This window comes from Streptomyces sp. NPDC054794 (assembly GCF_053611585.1).
This window is the reverse complement of record NZ_JBSHAQ010000023.1, coordinates 90,987-107,617: the sequence shown is the minus strand read 5'-3', so window position 1 is coordinate 107,617 and position 16,631 is coordinate 90,987. Positions and strand designations below refer to the sequence as shown.

The 16,631-nt window shown below is 73.2% G+C and carries 16 protein-coding genes and 1 pseudogene; 10 read left to right on the top strand and 7 right to left on the bottom strand.

The genetic code is table 11. The features are described 5' to 3' along the window. Nucleotides 1-5: 5 nt before the first annotated feature. Both ACWGKT_RS24395 and ACWGKT_RS24390 read right to left on the bottom strand, forming a co-directional pair. Entirely contained in the window at nt 6-704 is a 699-nt protein-coding gene (locus ACWGKT_RS24395) for an ABC transporter ATP-binding protein (protein WP_356145114.1), read from the bottom strand. Beyond that, nucleotides 701-1,234: a PadR family transcriptional regulator gene (locus ACWGKT_RS24390; RefSeq protein WP_453275357.1), complete on the bottom strand. Its 534-nt coding sequence runs from the start codon at nt 1,232-1,234 to the stop codon at nt 701-703. Before ACWGKT_RS24390 ends, ACWGKT_RS24395 begins: the two co-directional genes overlap by 4 nt. 279 nt (nt 1,235-1,513) lie before the next feature. On the opposite strand from ACWGKT_RS24390, the gene ACWGKT_RS24385 reads away from it, so the two are divergent. From ACWGKT_RS24385 to ACWGKT_RS24375, 3 genes are all read left to right on the top strand, one after another. Continuing rightward, entirely contained in the window at nt 1,514-1,759 is a 246-nt protein-coding gene (locus ACWGKT_RS24385; protein ID WP_453275356.1) for a hypothetical protein, read from the top strand. After that, the gene (gene malQ / locus ACWGKT_RS24380) at nt 1,760-3,850 is read left to right on the top strand and encodes a 4-alpha-glucanotransferase (protein WP_453275355.1); all 2,091 of its coding nucleotides are present in this window, start codon (nt 1,760-1,762) and stop codon (nt 3,848-3,850) included. Nucleotides 3,851-3,939: 89 nt separating this feature from the next. After that, complete coding sequence (locus ACWGKT_RS24375; protein WP_356145107.1) at nt 3,940-4,194, top strand: hypothetical protein; 255 nt, start codon at nt 3,940-3,942, stop codon at nt 4,192-4,194. Between the two features lie 86 nt (nt 4,195-4,280). Here the strand turns inward: ACWGKT_RS24375 and ACWGKT_RS24370 are convergent, their stop codons facing one another. After that, nucleotides 4,281-4,910 carry a TetR/AcrR family transcriptional regulator gene (locus ACWGKT_RS24370; protein WP_453275354.1) on the bottom strand — a complete coding sequence of 210 codons (630 nt, stop codon included), beginning with the start codon at nt 4,908-4,910 and terminating at the stop codon, nt 4,281-4,283. A 188-nt stretch (nt 4,911-5,098) separates the two neighbouring features. Here ACWGKT_RS24370 and ACWGKT_RS24365 point away from each other — a divergent pair, with 188 nt between their 5' ends. Next, a complete protein-coding gene (locus ACWGKT_RS24365) occupies nt 5,099-6,565 on the top strand; it encodes an FAD-dependent monooxygenase (RefSeq protein WP_453275353.1) in 1,467 nt (488 codons plus the stop codon). Nucleotides 6,566-6,595: 30 nt separating this feature from the next. Here ACWGKT_RS24365 and ACWGKT_RS24360 read toward each other — a convergent pair whose 3' ends face one another. Continuing rightward, a complete protein-coding gene (locus ACWGKT_RS24360) occupies nt 6,596-7,096 on the bottom strand; it encodes a MarR family winged helix-turn-helix transcriptional regulator (protein WP_453275352.1) in 501 nt (166 codons plus the stop codon). 128 nt (nt 7,097-7,224) lie between these two features. Here ACWGKT_RS24360 and ACWGKT_RS24355 point away from each other — a divergent pair, with 128 nt between their 5' ends. Continuing rightward, nucleotides 7,225-8,220, top strand: coding sequence for an EamA family transporter (locus tag ACWGKT_RS24355; protein WP_453275351.1), 996 nt, complete (start codon nt 7,225-7,227; stop codon nt 8,218-8,220). Nucleotides 8,221-8,310: 90 nt separating this feature from the next. Then, nucleotides 8,311-9,038 (top strand): annotated as a pseudogene (locus tag ACWGKT_RS24350) (DMT family transporter); the annotation flags it as partial. A 134-nt stretch (nt 9,039-9,172) separates the two neighbouring features. Here ACWGKT_RS24350 and pepN read toward each other — a convergent pair. Then, the gene (pepN, locus tag ACWGKT_RS24345) at nt 9,173-11,743 is read right to left on the bottom strand and encodes an aminopeptidase N (RefSeq protein ID WP_453275350.1); all 2,571 of its coding nucleotides are present in this window, start codon (nt 11,741-11,743) and stop codon (nt 9,173-9,175) included. A 113-nt stretch (nt 11,744-11,856) separates the two neighbouring features. Between pepN and ACWGKT_RS24340 the strand changes: the two genes are divergently transcribed. Both ACWGKT_RS24340 and ACWGKT_RS24335 read left to right on the top strand, forming a co-directional pair. Then, nucleotides 11,857-12,342, top strand: a complete 486-nt coding sequence (locus ACWGKT_RS24340; RefSeq protein WP_453275349.1) for a DUF1203 domain-containing protein — start codon at nt 11,857-11,859, stop codon at nt 12,340-12,342. A gap of 99 nt (nt 12,343-12,441) precedes the next feature. After that, nucleotides 12,442-13,647 carry an MFS transporter gene (locus ACWGKT_RS24335; protein WP_453275348.1) on the top strand — a complete coding sequence of 402 codons (1,206 nt, stop codon included), beginning with the start codon at nt 12,442-12,444 and terminating at the stop codon, nt 13,645-13,647. A gap of 85 nt (nt 13,648-13,732) precedes the next feature. Here the strand turns inward: ACWGKT_RS24335 and ACWGKT_RS24330 are convergent, their stop codons facing one another. Both ACWGKT_RS24330 and ACWGKT_RS24325 read right to left on the bottom strand, forming a co-directional pair. Then, a complete protein-coding gene (locus tag ACWGKT_RS24330; RefSeq protein ID WP_235459135.1) occupies nt 13,733-14,752 on the bottom strand; it encodes an aspartate-semialdehyde dehydrogenase in 1,020 nt (339 codons plus the stop codon). A gap of 108 nt (nt 14,753-14,860) precedes the next feature. Continuing rightward, nucleotides 14,861-15,043 carry a hypothetical protein gene (locus ACWGKT_RS24325; protein ID WP_453275347.1) on the bottom strand — a complete coding sequence of 61 codons (183 nt, stop codon included), beginning with the start codon at nt 15,041-15,043 and terminating at the stop codon, nt 14,861-14,863. A gap of 176 nt (nt 15,044-15,219) precedes the next feature. On the opposite strand from ACWGKT_RS24325, the gene ACWGKT_RS24320 reads away from it, so the two are divergent. Together ACWGKT_RS24320 and ACWGKT_RS24315 are read left to right on the top strand one after the other, a co-directional pair. Continuing rightward, on the top strand, nt 15,220-15,759 hold the full coding sequence (locus ACWGKT_RS24320; RefSeq protein ID WP_235459133.1) for an RNA polymerase sigma factor: 540 nt from the start codon (nt 15,220-15,222) through the stop codon (nt 15,757-15,759). Between the two features lies 1 nt (nt 15,760). Then, nucleotides 15,761-16,561: a hypothetical protein gene (locus ACWGKT_RS24315; RefSeq protein WP_453275346.1), complete on the top strand. Its 801-nt coding sequence runs from the start codon at nt 15,761-15,763 to the stop codon at nt 16,559-16,561. Nucleotides 16,562-16,631 lie beyond the last annotated feature (70 nt).

Below are 16,631 nucleotides of genomic sequence, written 5' to 3'. Positions count from 1 at the left end.
CGTCGTCACGCCGTCACCTCCGCCGCGACCGTGGCGCCGTCGCTCAGCCGCACCTCGCGGTCCGCGTACGCGGCCACCTGGGCGTCGTGCGTGATCAGCAGCACCGCCGTGCCCGACTCGCGGGCCGTGTGCGTCAGGGCCGTCATCACCTGCTCGCTCGCCAGCGAGTCCAGCGCCCCCGTCGGCTCGTCCGCGAAGACCACCTTCGGGCCGGTCACCAGCGCCCGCGCCAGGGAGACCCGTTGTGCCTGACCCCCGCTCATCTCGCCGGGCCGCAGTTCCTGTTGGCCGAGCACCCCGAACCGCTCCAGCCACTCGCCCGCCCGCGAACGGGCGCCGGTGCGGGACGCTCCCGCCAGCATCAGCGGCAGCGCCACGTTGTCGGCGGCGGTCAGCTCCGGAATCAGCTGCCCGAACTGGAAGACCACGCCGAAGTCGGAGCGGCGCAGTTCGCTCAGCCGCTTCTCCGGCAACCGGTCGAGCCGCTGCCCGTCGTAGGCCACCGAACCCTGGTCCGGGCGGACGATGCCCGCGAGGCAGTGCAGCAGCGTGGACTTGCCACTGCCGCTGGTCCCGGTCACGGCGAGGATCTCGCCGGCCCGCAGGTCGACCGAGGCGCCGCACAGTGCCCGTGTCCTGCCGTGCGCCTTGACCAGGTCCCGGCCCGCCAGAAGCGGCACCGAGGTGTCCCCCTTGTTGCTCATGCTGTGTCGACCTCCGCGGTCAGATGGGTCAGCCGGGCCGCCGTGGTGTTCATCCAACGGAGGTCGGCGTCGAGGTGGTTGAGGGCGTAGTCGGCCGAGAGCACGGTCGCCAGATCGGAGTGCGGGGCGGTCTTGACGGCCGTGAGCTCCCGCATGCGCTCCATGTGCGCGGCGCGCTGGGCCCGCAGGTAGGACGCCGGGTCGCCGTCCGCGAGGATCGACACGACGACCTTGGCGAAGATCTCGTTCGCCACGAAGGGCGCCGGCGCGGCGATCTCGCCCGCCCACCGGGCCAGTTCGTCGGAACCGGCCTGCGTCGAGCGGTACATCGTCCGCTCCGGTCCGCCGTCGGCGTCGGTGCCGTCGACCTCCGCGAGGCCGTCACGGACCAGGCGCTGCAGGGTCGTGTAGACCTGCCCATAAGCCAGGGGGCGCGCCTGCGGGAAGCGTTCGTCGTGGCGTCGCTTGAGGTCGTAGCCATGACTCGGCCCAGCCTTCAGCAGCCCCAGGAGGATGTGCCGGGTGCTCATGGAGATCAGTATGCATCGGATACATGTACTGAGTGAATAGTGATCGACGGTTGGGGCGGGAGAGCCGGTGGGGGAGCCGGTGGGAGAGCTGCCGCTGTGCCGCGCTTCAAGGGCGCCGGAAGCGGACCGGGGAACCGTTCGAGAGCGACGCAGGGAGTGCTCGGCATGACGTATGAATCACGTTGTTCGTGTCTGTACGTCTGCCATCGCGCCCACTGGGTAGGCCTGCCGTAATCCACCAGAAGCTGCAGTATCCGACGTCCCGACAAGGAGACCCCCGTGGCCGCACCGGCTCACCTCTCGCTCCCGGCCCAGTCCAAACCCGTGGCGGAGCCGTCCGCCGAGCCCGATGTGCAGCGGCTGTACGTGTTCAGCGCGGAGGGCGTGCACGCAGAGGCCCCGCTGACCAGCGAGCCGCCGCTGCCCGACGCCGAACCCCTGACCAGCGAGCCGCCGCTCGCCGACGCCGCGCCGCTCACCAGCGAGTCCGACGCGATCGCGGACCCGTACGACCCGGGGTTGTAGATGACCGAGCCCGGGCCGGTCACGCCCTGCGACGAGGAGCTCCGCCGGCTCGCCGGCCTGCACGGCGTCGCCACCTCCTACAGCCCGTCCCCGGACCGCACGGTCGAGGCGTCCGCCTCCGCCGTCACGGCCGTCCTGACCGCGCTCGGCGTCGACGCGAGCACCCCCGGCGCGGTCCGCGCGGCCCTCGACACCCGCACCCGCGAGCTGGGCGAGCGACTGCTGCCGCCGACGGTCGTGCACTGGACCGGCGCCGCCACGGCCGTCCCGGCGGCCCTCGACGCCCTCCCCTCCGGCACCCGGCTGCGCGTCGAGACCGAGCAGGGCGAGACCCGGGACACCGTCGAGCGGCTCCCGGTCGGCGTGCACAGGGTCGGTGCCACCGCTCCCGACGGACGCACCGGCGAGACCCGGCTGATCGTCGCCCCGGACCGGCTGCCCACACCCGCCGGACGCTCGTACGGACTCCTCGTCCAGCTCTACTCCCTGCTGTCGCGGCGCTCCTGGGGCATGGGCGACCTCGGTGACCTCGCCGAACTGGCCGCATGGGCGGGCCGCGTGGCCGGGGCCGGATTCGTGCAGGTCAACCCGTTGCACGCGGCCGTGCCCGGTGCCCCCACCGACCCCTCGCCGTACCGGCCCTCCTCCCGCCGCTTCCCCGACCCGGTGCATCTGCGGGTCGAGAACATCCCCGAGTACGCCCACGTCGAGGACCGCGAACGCGTCCGCGTCCTGCTGGAGCGGGCCGAGCGGCTGCGCGCCGACGTGCTCGACAAGGGCGCGCTGATCGACCGGGACGCGGTGTGGGAGCTCAAGCGGGAGGCGCTGGAGCTGGTACGGGCCGTACCGCTGGGACCGGGCCGGCAGGCCGCGTACGCCGACTTCCTCGCCCGGGAGGGCCAGGACCTGGAGGACCACGCCACCTGGTGCGCGCTCGCCGAGGCGCACGGATCCGACCGGGACCGCTGGCCGCGGGGCCTGCGCGACCCCCGCTCGGCCGAGACCGCGCGGGCCCGCGCCGAGCTCATGGACCGCGTGGACTTCCACTCCTGGCTCGCCTGGCTCACCGACGCCCAGCTCACCGCGGCCCAGCGTGCCGCGCGCGAGGCGGGCATGCCGGTCGGGATCGTGCACGACCTCGCGGTGGGCGTGCACCCCGGGGGCGCGGACGCCTGGGCGCAGCAGGAGTACTTCGCGGACGAAATGTCGGTCGGCGCCCCGCCCGACGCCTTCAACGCGCGCGGCCAGGACTGGGGCCTGCCGCCCTGGCGCCCGGACCGCCTGGCCGAGTCCGGCTACGCGCCCTACCGCCGCCTGCTCCGGGCCCTCTTCCGCTACGCCGGCGCCCTGCGCATCGATCACGTCATGGGGCTGTTCCGGCTGTGGTGGGTGCCGCAGGGCCGGCCGCCGACGGAAGGCACGTACGTCCGTTACGACGCCGAGGCCATGCTCGCCCTCCTCGCCCTGGAGGCTTCTCGGGCCGGCGCGGTGGTGATCGGCGAGGACCTGGGCACCGTGGAGCCGGGCGTGCGCGAGACACTGCAGCGGCACGGGGTGCTCGGCACCTCGGTCCTCTGGTTCGAACGGGACTGGGAGGGCGACGGCCAGCCCCTGCCCCCCGAGGGCTGGCGCGCCGACTGCCTGGCCACCGCCACCACCCACGACCTGCCCTCCACGGCCGCGCGCCTCACCGGCGACCACGTCGAACTCCGCGCCCACCTCGGCCTGTTGACCCGCCCCCTGGCGGAGGAACGCGCGGCGGCGGCCGCCGACACGGCGGAGTGGCTGGCCCTGCTCAGCCGCCTCGGCCTGCTCCGCGGCACGGCCGGGGACCTCTCCTCGGCCGCCGAGGAGGCGCAGATCCAGGCCGTGCACCGCTTCCTGCTCCGCACCCCGGCCCGCATGATCGGCGTCTGGCTCCCGGACGGGGTCGGCGACCGCCGCCCGCAGAACCTGCCCGGCACCTGGGACCAGTACCCGAACTGGCGCCTGCCCATCGCCGACGCCGACGGCCGCCCGGTGACGCTGGAGGAACTGGCGGCCTCGCCCCGGCTGCACGCCCTGATCGACGTCCTGCGAGAGGTCGGGTGAGGCCGCGGGCCCGCCGGGGCGCACCCCTGGCGGTGCTTGTGGGGCACCCCGGACGCGCGCTCCGTTCAGGCGTTCGCTACTTTTGCACCGTGGACAAGAAGAACGCCCTGCGCGCCGGCGCCCTGGCCGCCGGTACGACGCTGATGATGCTGCTCATGTCGTCCCCCGCGCTCGCGCTGACCCGCGACGACGGCGACGACCCCGGCCCCGGCCTGAGCGTCATCCAGACGCTGGGCCTCTACGTCGTGGCCCCCATCGCCCTGTTCGTGATCATCGCGGGTCTGGTGATGGTGCTCGACAAGTCCAAGATCCGCGTGTCCAAGCCCGGCAGGGCCAAGGCCTGAGCGGAACCTGAACCGACGCCGAAGGGCGCCGTCCTCCCGACCTGTGCGGGGACGGCGCCCTTCGGCGTTCTTGCCTACGCGGGAGCTCAGGGGCTCGGCGCCGTCAGGTACCGCTGCACGGTGGGCGCGAGCCAGGCGACGATCTCCTGGGGGTGCAGCGCCACGGCGGGCGGCAGGCGCAGCACGTAGCGGGTGAGCGCCAGCCCGAGCAGCTGCGAGGCGCAGAGCGCGGCGCGGACCGGGATCTGCTCGGGGTCGGGGCAGGCCTGCCGGGCCACCGGCAGCAGCTGGTCGCGGAAGATGCCCTGCATGCGCTCGGCCCCGGCCTGGTTGGTCGCGCCGACCCGCAGCACGGCCGTGAGCTCCTCGTTCTCCTCCCACAGGCTGAGGAAGTGGCCCACCAGCGCCCGGCCGACCTCGTCGCGGGGCACCGCGGTCAGGTCCGGCAGCCGCAGATCGAGCGCGACGGCGGCGGCGAACAGGCCCTCCTTGCTGCCGAAGTAGCGCATCACCATCGACGGATCGATGTGCGCGTCCTTGGCGATGGCCCGGATGGTGGCGCGCTCGTAGCCGTCGGAGGCGAAGCGCTCGCGCGCGGCGGTGAGGATCGCGCCGCGGGTGGCGTCGGAGCGGCGGGCCCCGCTTGAGGCTCCACCTGGGGCGCCGGTGCCGGTGCCGCCCGGGGTGCCGGTGGGGTCGGCGTTGCTTGCAGTCATGTCAACGAGCGTAGGCCAACGGGTGTGGGTGTCAACAGGCGTGTGCCAACACACGTAGGCCAACAGGTGTTGACTTCGTCGTCGCCCCGCTCTTAGGCTTGCCAACAAGCGTTGACCCACAAGCGTTGACCTATGAATGTTGGCCTACGAATGTTGGCCAACGAGCGTTGTCACCTCAGGAGGTCCTCATGAACGGCACGACTCCCGCCGCCCCCCGCGTCCTCGTCGTCGGCTCCGGCCCCACCGGCCTCCTCCTCGCCGGGGACCTCGCCAGCGCCGGCATCCCCGTCACGCTCCTCGAAAAGCGCCCGCACAAGATCAGCAATCTCTCCCGCGCCTTCGTCCTGCACGCCCGCACCCTGGAGCAGCTCGACGCCCGCGGCCTCGCCGACGACCTGGAGGCCGTCGGGCAGCCCCTCGACCGGCTCCGCCTCTTCGGCCGCCTCACCGTCGCGCTCGACACGCTCCCCTCCCGCTTCAACCACCTGCTCGTCCTCCCGCAGTACGAGGTGGAGAAGGTGCTGGAGCGGCGTGCGGTGGAGGCGGGCGTGGACTTCCGGTACGAGAGCGAGGTGACCGGGCTGGCGCAGGACGCGGACGGCGTCACCGTCGAGGTCCGCCGCCCAGGCGGCCGCACCGAGAGCCTGCGCGCCGCCTACGTGGTCGGCAGCGACGGCATGCGCAGCGCCGTGCGCGAGGCGATCGGGCTGCCGTTCCCCGGCAAGTCGGTGATCCGTTCCGTCGTCCTCGCCGACGTGCTGCTCGCCGAGAAGCCGGACAGCCTGCTCACCGTCAACGCCGTCGGCGACGCCTTCGCCTTCGTCGCCCCCTTCGGCGACGGCTACTACCGCGTCATCGGCTGGCACCGCGGCCGCGACGTCCCCGACAGCGAGCCCGTCGGCCTCGACGAGGTCAAGGAGATCACCCGCCTCGCCCTCGGCCGGGACTTCGGGATGCACGACGCGCGCTGGATGTCCCGCTTCCACAGCGACGAGCGGCAGGCCCCCGCCTACCGCGTCGGCCGCGTCTTCCTGGCCGGCGACGCCGCGCACGTGCACACCCCGGCCGGCGGTCAGGGCATGAACACCGGGCTGCAGGACGCGGCCAACCTGAGCTGGAAGCTGGCCGCCGTCGTCACCGGACACGCCGACCCCGCGCTCCTCGACACCTACCAGGCCGAGCGGCACCCCGTGGGCAAGGCGGTGCTGCGCAGCAGCGGCGGCATCGTCCGCCTCGCCATGGCCAAGCGCCCCTGGACGCTGGCGGCGCGCGCGGCCGTGACGGCCTTCCTCAACCGCGTGGGCCCGGCCCGCCGCAGGGCCGCGGGCCGGATCACCGGCACCGGCTTCCGGTACCCGGCCCCCCGCGGCGCCCACCGCCTCACCGGCACCCGCGTCCCGGACGTCGCCCTCGCCGGCGGCGGCCGCCTCTACGAGGCGCTGCGCGGCGGGCGGTTCGTGCTGATCACTCCGGGGCCGTACGACGGCGGCGCGGGGCGCGCGGACCGGCTGGCCGTGGAGCGCTGGGCCGGTGGCGAGCGTCGTACGGCCGTGCTGGTGCGCCCCGACGGGTACGTCGCCTGGGCGGCCGACTCCGCCGACCCGGCGGCGATCGGGGCGGCGCTGGACCGGCACCTCGGCCGGGTGGCCGCCTGACCCCGCCCGCCGCGGCCCGCCCCGTGCCGCCTACTTCGCGGTTCCGCGCAGCAACTCCCGCAGCAGGTCGGCCAGTCGGCCGGCCTGTTCGTCGTCCAAGGCGGACAGCGCGTCCGTCTGTTCTTCGAGGCCGGCGCCGACCGCCTCGTCGATCAGCCGCAGCCCCTCGTCCGTCAGCGTCACCTGGAGGCCGCGCCGGTCGTGCGGGTCGGGGGAGCGGCGCAGCAGGCCCGCTCGTTCCAGCTTGTCCAGCCGACCGGTCATCCCGCCGGTGGTGAGCATGAGCGTGGCCGAGAGCTGGCGGGGCGAGAGAGTGTACGGCTCGCCGGAGCGGCGCAGGGTGGCCAGGACGTCGAACTCGCCGCGCGAGATCCCGAACCGCTCGTACGCCTTCTCCATCCGGTCGCCCATCGCGCGGGAGAGCCGGAAGATGCGGCCGAAGACCTCCATCGCGGCGGTGTCGAGGTCGGGCCGTACGGCCGCCCACTGATCGATGATCGCGTCGACGGGGTCCTTGCGCTCTGCACTCATGGCCGGAGTATCCGCCGGGTTACGGTCACCCGCAAGAAAGTGGCTTGACGGTAAGTAGCTTAAGGCTAAGCTATCTATGCCTGACCTGATCGGTCGGACCTGCTCGGCTCTCCCGAAGGGTGCCTTCCATGGCTATTAACCGCCCCGCGCTCATAGCCCTCACCGCCCTCGCCCCCGTCTCCTGGGGCACCACCTACGCCGTCACCACGCAGTTCCTGCCGCCCGACCGCCCCCTGTTCACCGGTCTCCTGCGTGCCCTTCCGGCCGGCCTGCTCCTGCTCGCCCTCGCCCGCGTGCTGCCACGCGGCGCCTGGTGGTGGAAGGCCGCCGTCCTCGGCGCGCTCAACATCGGCGCCTTCTTCCCGCTGCTGTTCCTGTCCGCGTACCGGCTGCCCGGCGGGATGGCCGCCGTCGTCGGCTCGGTCGGCCCGCTGTTCGTCGTCGGCCTCTCCGCCCTGCTGCTCGGGCAGCGGCCGACCGTACGGACACTGCTCGCCGGGGCCGCGGCCGCGTTCGGCGTCAGTCTGGTCGTCCTCAGGGCGGCCGGGACGCTCGACGCGGTGGGGGTGCTCGCGGCCCTCGCCGCCACCGCCTCCATGTCCACCGGCACCGTCCTGACCAAGCGCTGGGGCCGTCCCGACGGCGTCGACCCGCTGGCGCTCACCGGCTGGCAGCTCACCGCGGGCGGACTGGTCATCGCGCCGATCGCCCTCCTCGTCGAGGGCGCCCCGCCCGCGCTGGACGGCCGGGCGATCGGCGGCTACCTCTACCTCGCCCTGGCCAACACGGCGGTCGCCTACTGGCTCTGGTTCCGCGGCATCGGACGCCTCACCGCCACCCAAGTCACTTTCCTCGGCCCGCTCTCGCCGTTGACGGCCGCCGTCGTCGGCTGGGCCGCCCTCGGCCAGACGCTGACGCCGGTCCAACTGGCGGGCATGGCGCTGGCCTTCGGGGCGACGGTGGCCGGGCAGCTGGGAGCACGTCCGAGGGCGGCGGCAGGAGCGGCGGCAGTGGCCGGGTCCACGTCCGGGTCCGGGTCCGGGTCCGGACGATCGTTCAGTTCCGCTGAACAGAACGGTCGAAAAGATTCGATGGACCTCACGGATTCCGCGCTGCGACGGTAGACGGGTCAGCCCGATCACCGACCGGCGAAAGGACCTCCGTGGCCGCCGTCCTGCCCAGGACCACCACCACTCCCACCTCCTCGCACTCCGGGAACAGCCGCCCTCGGCCTCGCCCTCGCCGCCCTCGCCACGCTCGTCTGGTCCGGCAGCTTCGTCACCTCCCGTGCCCTGCACGACAGCGTGCCGCCCGTCCAGCAGGCCTTATGGCGCTGGCCGGTGGCCCTGGCCGCGGCGGCCCCCCTTCGGCGCGCGGGAGGCATGGCGGCAGCGGCGGACGATCCGGCGGCACCTCGGATTCGTGCTCCTGGCCTCCCTTCTCGGCGTGGCCGGCTACAACACCCTCGTCAACCAGGCCGGACTGACCACACCGGCCGCCACCATGGGCATGATCATGGCCGCGTCGCCGGTGCTCATGGCGGTCTACGGCGGATGGGCGGCGTCCGGCTCGGAGCGCGCCGCATCACCGGACTGCTCACCGCCTGCGCAGGCGTGCTGCTGCTGGCCGGCGGGGGAGCGTCCGGCGGGGGAGCGGCGGGCTTCGCCCAGGGCGCCGGGTGGATGGTGGCCGCGGCCTGCTGCTTCGCCTCGTACAGCGCGCTGTTGCGCCGTAGGCCCGCCGCGCTGGGCGGCACCGCCTTCCTGTTCACCACGTTCCTGCTGGGCAGCGCCCTGCTGCTGCCCGCCTACGGCACGAGCCTCGCCGTCCAGGGCGGCTTCGAGGCGAGGCCGGCACGGTCCTGCCGCTCCTGTACGTCGGGGTCGCCTCCTCCGCCGTCGCCGTCTTCGCCTGGAACAAGCACCTGACGCCGCGAGGCCCGCCCGCCGGGCGGACGACGCGAGTTTGACGACAGGACCCAGCGCCGGTACCGCTGGTCGCGCCGGTACCGCTCGCAGAAGCCACGCGAAGGGGCGCCCGGCACAACGCCGGACGCCCCCGTCACCGTACGGACGACTACGCGTCGGCCGCGTCCGCCGCCTGGGCCTTCAGGGCCCGCTCGATGCCCGAGCGGGACTCCGAGACGAGGCGGCGCAGGGCCGCGCTGGGCTCGGCCGAGGCCAGCCACGCGTCCGTCTTGGCCAGGGTCTCCTCGGAGACCTGGACCGACGGGTAGAGGCCGATCGCGATCTGCTGGGCGATCTCGTGGGAGCGGGCGTCCCAGACCTCCTTGAGGACCTCGAAGTACCGGTCCGTGTAGGTAGCCAGCAGCTCGCGCTGGTCGGTCTGCACGAAGCCGCCGATCACCGCCTCCTGGACGGCGTTCGGGAGCTTGTCGGACTCGATGACCGCGGCCCAGGCCTCCGCCTTGGCCTCCGGCGTCGGGCGGGCCGCACGGGCGGTGGCCGCGTGCCGCTCGCCGGCCGCGGTCTTGTCCCGCTCGGCCTCGCCCGCGATCTCCGCCTCGTCGAAGCGGCCGACCGCCGCGAGGCGCTCCACGAACGCCCAGCGCAGCTCCGCGTCCACGACCAGACCCTCGATCGTCTGGGTGCCGTCCAGCAGACCCTCCAGGAGGTCCAGCTGCTCCGGCGTGCGGGCGGTCGCCGCGAAGGCGCGAGCCCAGGCCAGCTGGTGGTCGCTGCCCGCCTCGGCGGCACGCAGGTGGGCCAGCGTCGCGTCCGTCCAGCGGGTGAGCAGGGCCTCGCGGGCGGCCGGGTCGGCGTACAGCTCGATGGCCAGCTTCACCTGGCGCTGGAGCGACTGCACGACGCCGATGTCGGACTCCTTGCCGATGCCGGACAGCACCAGGGACAGGTAGTCGCGGGTGGCGAGCTCGGCGTCGCGGGTCATGTCCCAGGCCGACGCCCAGCACAGGGCGCGCGGCAGGGAGGACTCGAAGTCGCCGAGGTGCTCGGTGACGAAGGCCAGGGACTGCTCGTCCAGGCGGACCTTCGCGTACGACAGGTCGTCGTCGTTGAGCAGGATCACGGCCGGGCGGTGCCTGCCGACCAGCTCGGGTACGGCGGTCAGCTCGCCGTCCACGTCCAGCTCGACGCGCTCGGCACGGACCAGCTTGCCGGTGTCCGCGAGCTCGTACAGGCCGACCGCGATCCGGTGCGGGCGCAGCGTCGGCTCGCCCTTGGCGCCGACGGGCAGGGCCGGGGCCTCCTGGCGGATGGCGAAGGAGGTGATGACGCCGTCCGCGTCGGTCTCGATCTCCGGGCGCAGGATGTTGATGCCGGCCGTCTCCAGCCACTTCTTCGACCACGTGCTCAGGTCACGCCCGGAGGTCTCCTCCAGGGCGCCCAGCAGGTCGGACAGGCGGGTGTTGCCGAAGGCGTGGCGCTTGAAGTAGGCCTGCACGCCCTGGAAGAACGCGTCCATGCCGACGTACGCGACGAGCTGCTTGAGCACGCTCGCGCCCTTGGCGTACGTGATGCCGTCGAAGTTGACGAGCACGTCGTCCAGGTCGCGGATCTCGGCCATGATCGGGTGGGTGGACGGCAGCTGGTCCTGCCGGTACGCCCAGGTCTTCATCGAGTTCGCGAACGTGGTCCACGCGTGCGGCCAGCGCGATCCGGGCGCGTAGGCCTGGCAGGCGATGGAGGTGTAGGTGGCGAACGACTCGTTCAGCCACAGGTCGTTCCACCACTCCATGGTGACCAGGTCGCCGAACCACATGTGGGCCAGCTCGTGCAGGATCGTCTCCGCGCGGACCTCGTACGCCGCGTCGGTCACCTTGGACCGGAAGACGTACTGGTCGCGGATGGTCACCGCGCCCGCGTTCTCCATCGCGCCCGCGTTGAACTCCGGCACGAAGAGCTGGTCGTACTTCTTGAAGGGGTACGCGTAGTCGAACTTCTCCTGGAACCAGTCGAAGCCCTGGCGGGTGACCTCGAAGATCGCGTCCGAGTCGAGGAACTCGGCGAGCGAGGGACGGCAGTAGATGCCGAGCGGCACGCTCTGCCCGTCCTTCTCGTACACGCTGTGCACCGAGTGGTACGGGCCGACGATCAGCGCGGTGATGTACGACGAGATCCGCGGCGTCGGTTCGAAGACCCAGACGTCGTCCTTGGGCTCCGGCGTGGGCGAGTTGGAAATGACCGTCCAGCCAGTCGGTGCCTTCACCGTGAACTGGAAGGTGGCCTTCAGATCGGGCTGCTCGAAGGAGGCGAAGACCCTGCGGGCGTCCGGCACCTCGAACTGGGTGTAGAGGTACGCCTGCTCGTCGACCGGGTCGACGAAGCGGTGCAGGCCCTCGCCGGTGTTGGTGTACGCGCAGTCGGCGACGACACGGAGGACGTTGCGGCCCTGAAGGAGGCCGGGCAGGGCGATCCGCGAGTCCTTGAAGACCTGGTCGGGGTCGAGCGGGTCGCCGTTCAGGGTGACCTCGTGGACCGCCGGCGCCACCAGGTCGATGAAGGACTCGGCACCGTTTTCGGTGACGTCGAAGCGCACCGTGGTCACGGACCTGTAGGTGCCGCCCTCCTGCGCGCCGGAGAGGTCGAGATCGATCTCGTACGAGTCAACGGTCAGCAGCTTCGCCCGCTGCCGCGCCTCTTCGCGAGTCAGGTTTGTGCCAGGCACGCGGTCATCTCCTCGTTATGTGTGGGTTGCGTCATCCTTCCATGGGACCCGAGGGGAACGCGATGTCCGGATCCCGCCGGTCACGGGGGCCGCAAACACGCCAGCCTGGGCCCATGACCACGTACACCGCACGCCCCATCGACCCCCGGGTCCTCAAGGAACTCCGCTCCACGGACGACGCGGGACGCCCGGCGGTGCTCCTGACGGACGAGGAGGGCGGCGCCCCGCTGCGCTGCTGCCTGCGCCGCAGCGACCCCGGCGAGGAGATCGCCCTCGTCTCCTACGCCCCGCTGCGCCGCTGGGCGGCCGCGACCGGAGCCGAGCCGGGCGCCTACGACGAACAGGGCCCCGTCTTCATCCACGCGGAGGAGTGCCCGGGGCCGTCCGGCGGCGTCCTGCCCTTCACCCACGCCCACCGCACGGTCCGCCGCTACTCCGCCGACGGACGCATCCTGGGCGGCCGCCTCGTCACCGACCCCGCCGGACCCGCCGCCTTCGACGAAGCCTTCACGGAGGCCTTCACCGACCCCGAGGTGGCCCTGGTGCACGTCCGGGCCGTGGAGTACGGCTGCTTCCTCTACGAGGTGCGACGGCCCTAGCCCGTAGCCCCTGGCCCTTGGCCCCTGGCCGAGCGCCCGTCGCCCAGCCTGGCCGTCGAGGCCGTTGTTCCGGGGCGGGGCGGGCAAAAGGGTGGGGGCATGCCCTCCACGACCCCTGCCGTCACCGCACCGGGACCTCCCACCGCCCGCGCGCCCGGCCGTCCGTGGGCCGCCGTGCTCGTGCTCGCCGCCGCGACCTTCTCCGTCGTCACCACCGAGATGCTGCCCGTCGGACTGCTCACCTCGCTCGCCGCCGACCTGCGCGTCACCACCGGCGGCGCGGGCCTCGCCCTGACCCTGCCCGGCCTGGTCGCGGCGGTCGGCGCGCCCCTGCTGCCGGTGGTCGTGCGCGGCACCGACCGGCGCACGGTGCTGTGCGCGCTGCTGCTCCTGCTGGGCGCCGCCGACCTGCTCTCCGCGCTCGCCCCGGCCCTCCCCGTCCTGCTCGCCGCCCGCGTCCTGGTCGGGGTGTGCATCGGCGGCGTGTGGGCGGTGGCCGCCGGGCTCGCCGTACGACTGGTGCCCACGGCGTCCGTCGGGCGGGCCACCGCCCTGATCTTCAGCGGCATCGCGGTGGCGTCGGTGCTCGGCGTCCCGGTCGGCACCTTCCTGGGCTCGGTCAGCGGCTGGCGGTGGGCGTTCGCCGGGACGGCCGCCTGCGCGCTCGCCGTGGCGGGCTGCCTGGCCGTGGTCCTGCCGCCGCTGCCCGCCGAGCGCCCGGTGCTGCCGTCCGCGTTCGTCCGCCTCCTGCGCGCGCCCCGCCTCGGCCTCGGCCTGGTCACCGTGGCCCTCCTGGTCACCGGCCACTTCACCGCGTACACCTACGTCCGCCCGCTCCTGGAACGCGTCCCCGGCACCGGACCGGCACTGGTCAGCACCCTCCTGCTGGCCTACGGCGTCGCGGGCGTCGCCGGGAACTTCGCGGGCGGCACGCTCGCGGCCCGCGATCCGCGCCGGGCCCTGCTCGTGCTCTCCGCGGCGCTGGGCACGGCCGTCCTGCTGCTGGTCTTCGCGGCGGACTCGCTGCCCGCCTCGACCGCCCTGCTCGTCTCCTGGGGACTGGCCTACGGCGGTGTCTCGGTGTCCGCCCAGACCTGGCTGTCGACCACCGCCCCGCACTCCCGCGAGGCCGGGTCCGCCCTCTTCGCCGGCGTCTTCAACACGGCCATCGCCCTCGGCGCCTTCACCGGCGGCCGCCTCACCGACGGCCCCGGCCCCACCGCCGTGCTCTGCCTGGGCGCGGGACTGGCCCTGCTCGCCGCAGCGGTCGCCGCGTACGCGGACCGGACGGCCGACGGGACGTGACGGGGACGTGACGGGGACGGACGGAAGGGGCGGCCACCGGATCGTGGCCGCCCCTTCCGTCCGCGTCGGCGTCGTGCCGCGCGTGTTACTTCGCGGAGAGCTCCGCCGCCACCAGCTCCGCGATCTGGACGGCGTTCAGCGCCGCGCCCTTGCGGAGGTTGTCGTTGGAGATGAACAGGGCCAGGCCGTGGTCGACGGTCTCGTCACGGCGGATGCGGCCGACGTACGACGGGTCCTTGCCGGCCGCCTGGAGGGGGGTCGGGATGTCGGTGAGGACCACACCCGGGGCGTCGGAGAGCAGCTCCGTGGCGCGCTCCGGGGACAGCGGGCGCGCGAAACGGGCGTTGACCTGGAGGGAGTGGCCGGAGAAGACCGGCACGCGCACGCAGGTGCCGGAGACCTTCAGCTCGGGGATCTCCAGGATCTTGCGGGACTCGTTGCGGAGCTTCTGCTCCTCGTCGGTCTCGTTCAGGCCGTCGTCGACGATGTTGCCGGCGAGGGGGAGCACGTTGAAGGCGATGGGCCGCTTGTAGACGGCGGGCTCCGGGAAGTCGACCGCCTCGCCGTCGTGCGTCAGCTTGTCCGCGTCGGCGACCACCTTCTGCGCCTGCCCGTGCAGCTCGGCCACGCCCGCGACGCCCGAGCCGGACACCGCCTGGTAGGTGGCGACGACCAGCGCCTCGAGACCCGCCTCGGCGTGCAGCACCTTCAGGACCGGCATCGCGGCCATCGTGGTGCAGTTCGGGTTGGCGATGATGCCCTTGGGCCGGTCGGCGACGGCGTGCGGGTTCACCTCGGAGACGACCAGCGGCACCTCGGGGTCCTTGCGCCAGGCCGAGGAGTTGTCGATCACGACGGCACCCTGCGAGGCGACCTTCTCGGCCAGCGCCTTGGACGTCGCGCCGCCCGCCGAGAAGAGCACGATGTCCAGGCCGGTGTAGTCGGCGCTCGCCGCGTCCTCCACCGTCACGCCGTCCAGCACCGACCCGGCCGACCGGGCCGAGGCGAACAGACGCAGCTCGGTGACCGGGAAGTTCCGCTCCGTGAGGATCTTGCGCATGACCGTGCCGACCTGACCGGTGGCTCCGACGATTCCGACCCTCACTGCGACTCCTTTGCGTGGCTTGCGGGTGCCCCTGGCGTGGCCGGGGCCTTTCCATCATGCGTCCGACCCCGGCCGTCGTGTCCAATCCTTTGCCCGAGGAGCGGACAGTCACTCCTGTCGGTCGCGGTTCTCGATCTCCCACTTCCCGCTGGTCCGCATCTGCAGGATTGCGTTCGGCAGCCGCTGGAGACCGGAAGCTGTACCGATCCGGCGTATCGGAGACAGGTGTTCGTCCAGCTCCCACAGGATCGGGATGCCGCTCGGCCCGCCGCCGGAGCTCGTGATCCGCATCTCGGTCTCCGGACCGGTGTGACGCACGACTCGTCGCTCGCGATGTCGTACTCCAGCAGCGCGGGCCGCCCGGGGGAGGGGTTGACCGGGTCCGGAAGATCGCGGAAAAACACTCCGAACCCTCCGAACGTTTCCCCTCCCACGGGCGTCATAGGGGAAACGCGGCGAGGGGAGGGGTGGCTGTGCTGCGCATCAAGGCCCGCCGCGGCCAGGGGGCGGACCACGGAGGGGACGATCCGCTGGACGCGGCCCAGGAACGCCGGGTACGTGCGGTGCTCGCACTCGGCGGGGTTCCTCAGGCGGACCTGCTGGACGGGGTGCAGCAGGTCCGCCTGCGGCTGCTGGAGCGGGCCGCGAAGGGCGAGGAGGCGCCGCGGGACGTGTCCGCGTGGGCGGCCGTCGTCGCCTCCAACCTGGCCATGGACTGGCACCGTGCCAAGCGCCGCCAGGATCGGCTCGGCGAGCGCCTGGCCTCGCTGCGGCAGGGGGAGCACCCCTCCGGCGAGGACACCAGCCTGCTCTCCGTCGCCGTCGCCCAGGGACTGGACGAACTGCCCGACGCCCAGCGTCAGATCCTCGTCCTGCGCTTCTACGCCGACCTGCCGGTGCGCGGGATAGCCGACCAGCTGGGCATCCCCGAGGGCACGGTCAAGAGCAGGCTGCACGCGGCGGTACGGGCCATGCGCGCCCGCCTGCACGAGGACGAGGTGGTGTGACGTGACCGCCGAACACGACGGACACGAGGGCCGCGAAGGACGCGACGAACAGGGGGGTGATGACGGCATGGACGCGCTGCTCGCCGTGCTCGCGGACGAACCCCTGTCGGACGAGACCCGCGCCGACGCCGCCTTCATGGCCGCGCACCGGTCGGCTCAGGCCGACGTGGCGCTGCTGCGCGAACACTTGGGGATCATCGGCGACGCGCTCGCCGACCCCCCGAAGGCCGCGACGGCCGAGCGGCCGGCCCCGGTGCGGGCGGCACGGCCCGGGCGCCCCCGGCGCCCCCGCGTCCTGCGCCTCGCCGTCGGCGCCTTCGCCGTGGCCGCCGTCGCGACCGTGCTGTCCGGTATGGCCTGGCTGCTGACCCAGACGGGCACCGGCAGCGACATGAAGAGCGGCGCGAGCGACAGCGGGGCCAAGGCCGGCGGCGCGTACGGGGCGGAGTCGGGGCTGCTGGACTGTGCCCGGCTCGTCGTCGAGGGCGACGTGACCGCCGTACAGCGCGTCCCCGGCACCGAACTGCGCAGCGTCACCGTGCGCGTGACCCGCCACTACAAGCCGGCCGAGGGCAGGGCCGAGATCACCGTCCGCACGGACGAGGCGATCGACCCCGCCCCGCGCGCGGGCACCCACGTCCTGATCGGCATCCTCAGCCACTCCTCCGCCGTGGCGGACCTGTGGGTGACCGACAGGACGGAGCTCGCCGCCCAACGGGCGGAGCTCCTCCGGGAACTGGGCACGCAGACGCAGAAGTCGACACCGACATCGACCCCGACGGCCGAGGACACCTGCGGCTGACCCCGCACGCCAAGGGGCGGGCGCCCGTCAGGACGCCCGCCCCCATCAGCCCTACGTGCCGAGCCAAGGC

What these genes read in the sequence shown, in the direction of transcription:
- ACWGKT_RS24395 (WP_356145114.1), bottom strand. Translation starts at nt 704, where the DNA reads ATGAGCAACAAGGGGGACACCTCGGTGCCGCTTCTGGCGGGCCGGGAC.
- ACWGKT_RS24335 (WP_453275348.1), top strand. Translation starts at nt 12,442, where the DNA reads ATGCCCTCCACGACCCCTGCCGTCACCGCACCGGGACCTCCCACCGCC.
- ACWGKT_RS24325 (WP_453275347.1), bottom strand. Translation starts at nt 15,043, where the DNA reads ATGCGGATCACGAGCTCCGGCGGCGGGCCGAGCGGCATCCCGATCCTG.
- ACWGKT_RS24390 (WP_453275357.1), bottom strand. Translation starts at nt 1,234, where the DNA reads ATGAGCACCCGGCACATCCTCCTGGGGCTGCTGAAGGCTGGGCCGAGT.
- ACWGKT_RS24365 (WP_453275353.1), top strand. Translation starts at nt 5,099, where the DNA reads ATGAACGGCACGACTCCCGCCGCCCCCCGCGTCCTCGTCGTCGGCTCC.
- ACWGKT_RS24360 (WP_453275352.1), bottom strand. Translation starts at nt 7,096, where the DNA reads ATGAGTGCAGAGCGCAAGGACCCCGTCGACGCGATCATCGATCAGTGG.
- ACWGKT_RS24340 (WP_453275349.1), top strand. Translation starts at nt 11,857, where the DNA reads ATGACCACGTACACCGCACGCCCCATCGACCCCCGGGTCCTCAAGGAA.
- malQ (WP_453275355.1), top strand. Translation starts at nt 1,760, where the DNA reads ATGACCGAGCCCGGGCCGGTCACGCCCTGCGACGAGGAGCTCCGCCGG.
- ACWGKT_RS24355 (WP_453275351.1), top strand. Translation starts at nt 7,225, where the DNA reads ATGGCTATTAACCGCCCCGCGCTCATAGCCCTCACCGCCCTCGCCCCC.
- ACWGKT_RS24370 (WP_453275354.1), bottom strand. Translation starts at nt 4,910, where the DNA reads ATGACTGCAAGCAACGCCGACCCCACCGGCACCCCGGGCGGCACCGGC.